The organism is Trichocoleus sp. DQ-U1, assembly GCF_039961925.1.
Lineage (GTDB): Bacteria > Cyanobacteriota > Cyanobacteriia > Cyanobacteriales > FACHB-T130 > FACHB-T130.
Genome location: NZ_JAMPKB010000167.1, coordinates 1 through 3,199, shown reverse-complemented (window position 1 = coordinate 3,199; position 3,199 = coordinate 1). Strand labels below are relative to the sequence as shown.

Annotated in this window: 2 protein-coding genes and 1 pseudogene; 2 read left to right on the top strand and 1 reads right to left on the bottom strand. The window is 42.8% G+C overall.

The annotated features are described in order from the left end of the window. The first annotated feature begins 345 nt into the window (after positions 1 to 345). On the top strand, positions 346 to 1,248 hold the full coding sequence (locus NDI34_RS27980; protein WP_190430636.1) for a permease-like cell division protein FtsX: 903 nt from the start codon (positions 346 to 348) through the stop codon (positions 1,246 to 1,248). Positions 1,249 to 1,294: 46 nt separating this feature from the next. Further along, complete coding sequence (locus NDI34_RS27975; RefSeq protein ID WP_348234477.1) at positions 1,295 to 2,113, top strand: DUF3598 family protein; 819 nt, start codon at positions 1,295 to 1,297, stop codon at positions 2,111 to 2,113. Between the two features lie 92 nt (positions 2,114 to 2,205). Here the strand turns inward: NDI34_RS27975 and NDI34_RS27970 are convergent. Further along, positions 2,206 to 3,199 (bottom strand): annotated as a pseudogene (locus NDI34_RS27970) (hypothetical protein); the annotation flags it as partial.

Here is a 3,199-nt window from a genome sequence, read left to right as displayed (position 1 = left end):
AAAATGGTTGATACTTTGCTTGCTACTGCACTTGATTTAGTCAATCCAAAACACCTACGCAACTGGTTCACAAACTGCTGCTACTGTACTTCATGAACTTGCAATCTGCTGTATTACTTAAACTGGAGTCAGTAGAGAATGACCGTTTGAAGCGATACTGATTCATAACTTAAGCATAATTATTAACTATTTATACTACAAATACTACAACATATTGGGTTTTCAAGGCAAGCGGGAGCCGTTCGGGAGAGTAGAATCTAATGCAGCTCTAAAATCTACTCTTCAAAGAATCGAACGTCCGTGCTATAAACTCTCTGATGATGCCTGTGGTTGAGGAGGAAATTCGTGTTTAAATTTCTAAGTAAATTAGATTACCTGCTGCGCGAAACCTTCCTAGGATTGCGGCGCGGAGGTTGGATGAATTGGGCGGCAATCAGTACCGTTACTGTTTTGCTGTTTTTATTCGGCATGAGTTTACAGGCATCTTGGCAGCTTGAGCGTTTGCTGACTCAATTCGGCAGCCAGTTGGAAGTATCTGTATATTTAGATCCCGGAGCGCGGGTGGAACTTGTTGCCCCAATCGTGGGAAAAATGCCAGAAGTGGTCGATGTAAAAACTATTTCCAAAGAGCAAGCTTGGGAATCCTTGGTCAAAGAGCTGGGAATGTCAGAGATTGATGGTGCCACCCAGCAACTCGAAGGGAATCCTCTGGTGGATGAACTAAAAGTAAAAGCGCGGACTTCTGAGGCAGTACCTGTCTTAGCGCAGAAGCTGGGAAAAGTGCCAGGAGTAGATGACGTGCAGTATGTCGATGAGGCGGTACAACGGCTGGCTCAGCTCAATAAAGGTTTGAGCTATGTCAGTCTTACGATCACTACTGTCCTAACGATGACCGCAGTTGCAGTAATTACCACAACGATTCGCCTGATTGTGATGGCGCGACGGCGCGAGATCGAGATTATGCAACTGGTGGGAGCAACAACAGCTTGGATTTATCTACCGTTTATATTACAAGGCATTAGCTTTGGTTTAGTTGGGGCAGCGATCGCTTGGGTTCTGATTAGCACGATTCAGCGGACTTTGAGCAATTTGTTATCAGCCCAACCCGATTTTATTCAATTTCTGGCGAACGGACTGCAATTAAGCCCTCTCCAAGTTTTAATGTTGCCGCTGATTTTGCTTTGTTTAGGCGGTTCAGTCGGCTTAATGGGAAGTTTGTTTGCTGTCCGCCGCTTTGCTTTGCGATAGTTGGCAGTTAAAACTCAAAAATCAAAACTAAAAATTAAAAATTTTTATGGCATCACAATGGGAACGTTTGCTGCAAAATTTAGGAGAATGGCAAGGTTCATTTACCCGTCTCTCCCCCACGGGAGAATTACTGGAAGACACTCCTACCGTTGTTTCCCTGGAAGGTTTGGATAATAACCAAACGATTTGCCAAATCATTCGCCGCTTACCACCTGGTCAACCCCCAGACGAGAAAGTTCTCGAATATAGTTCCTTAGGAAAAAGCGTTCTATTTTTTGAAAATGGAGCTTTTTCCCAAGGTTCGATTCAACTCGCTCCTTTTTCCGAATTTGGAGCTGAACTTGGCTTAATTGACGGCAACCGGCGTCTGCGTCTCGTGCAGATATTTAATCGAGATAGCCAATTAGATAAAATTACCTTAATTCGAGAAAAGCTAGCTGGTTCAGATGTTCCGGAACGACCGCATTTAACCCTAGATCAACTGATAGGAGAATGGCAGGGAGAAGCAGTAACAATCTATCCAGATTATCGCTCACCCGATACTTATTTCACTACACTCAAAGTTGATTATGAAGAGAGTGGAAACGTAATTCAGCAATTGAGCTTTGGCAATCGTACTTTTACCTCAACTGCAAGAATGAACGGTAACATTCTCCGCTTTGAGCAAGGTTCCCTACCCGTTCAAGTGTTGTTCTTACCGGATGGTGCCTCTTCCAATTGTCCGCTGCAAGTAAAAACGGGTCAATCTTTTGTTCTAGAAGTAGGTTGGTTATTGAAGCCTGATTTGCGTCAGCGAATGATTCGCCGCTATAGCGATAAAGGGGAATGGATTAGCCTTACCCTAGTTACAGAGCGTAAAGTATGACAAACAAAGTTAATCGCACAGAAGCACAGAAAAATTTTTAACTTTGCGAACCTTTGCGTGAACCTTCGCGTACCTTTGCGTTTAAAAAATAATTAAAAACTCACCTTCCCATCCTTTGAAACAGTCTCTTCAAACACTGAACCACCCGCTTCAACACGAAGTTTTCCTGTTTTCCAGCCAAGAGAAATAGGGCTATTCCCTTCAGGCGACTTGTAGAGTTCAAAATTTTCAAACCAGTTATGCTGGACGCCGTTCCGGATAAGAATTGGTAGCTCGTTCTTAGAATTATGTGTGATTTTGAGAGTATCGCCAGTTGTTCCTTTGAGCTGCACGGTGCCCGTTACGATTAAGCTTAAATCTAGCTGAGTCTTAGTCTTTACAGCTTTTTTAAAATTTTCATAACTACCCGTCGTTTTTGCTTCGCCTACTTCTAGAGCAAAGCCAGCATATTGATTGTCTGTCGTGGTTACTTTTAATATCTTTTCATCTTGATAAAGCTGCGCTGCTTTCTTATCTTGAATTTTAACTTCAGTAGTAGAAGAATTAAGATTAATTGGATGAATGGCTAACCAAGTTTTTTCTAATTTAATAAACCAAAGCTTGTCTTCTATTTCTAATTTCGCTGTTTTAGGTAGCTGAAAGAAAAAGGATTTATCAGAAGCAGGTCGTAGCCAAAGCGCCAAGTTGCGGTATTGTCCTATTTGATCGCCTGGATTTTTCCCGGACTTCATTCTGTCGTCGCCCGTGTTAACGACAAAATAATCAACCCCTCGCTTAGAATCTTCAGCCATCAATTTGAAAGGGCCAACATCACCATCGCTAAACTCGCCGGCTATACTACCCATCTGATAAGTGTTGCCGAAAAATGTAGTTTCCCAATAACCCGGTCGGTCTTCTCCTCCAGGCTTCCAATTTTCATAAATTGGTTTTGTAGCGAGTAGTTCAACCGGCTTCTTAAACTGCTTACGAGCTAGTGCCACAACCGCGAGTGGGGGACGGTAAGCGCTAGTAATGACGTGAATTGAATCGTGTTCTGGTTTAGGATTAGGCAGTGAATTATCCCCAAAATATAGCCAGAGTAAACGA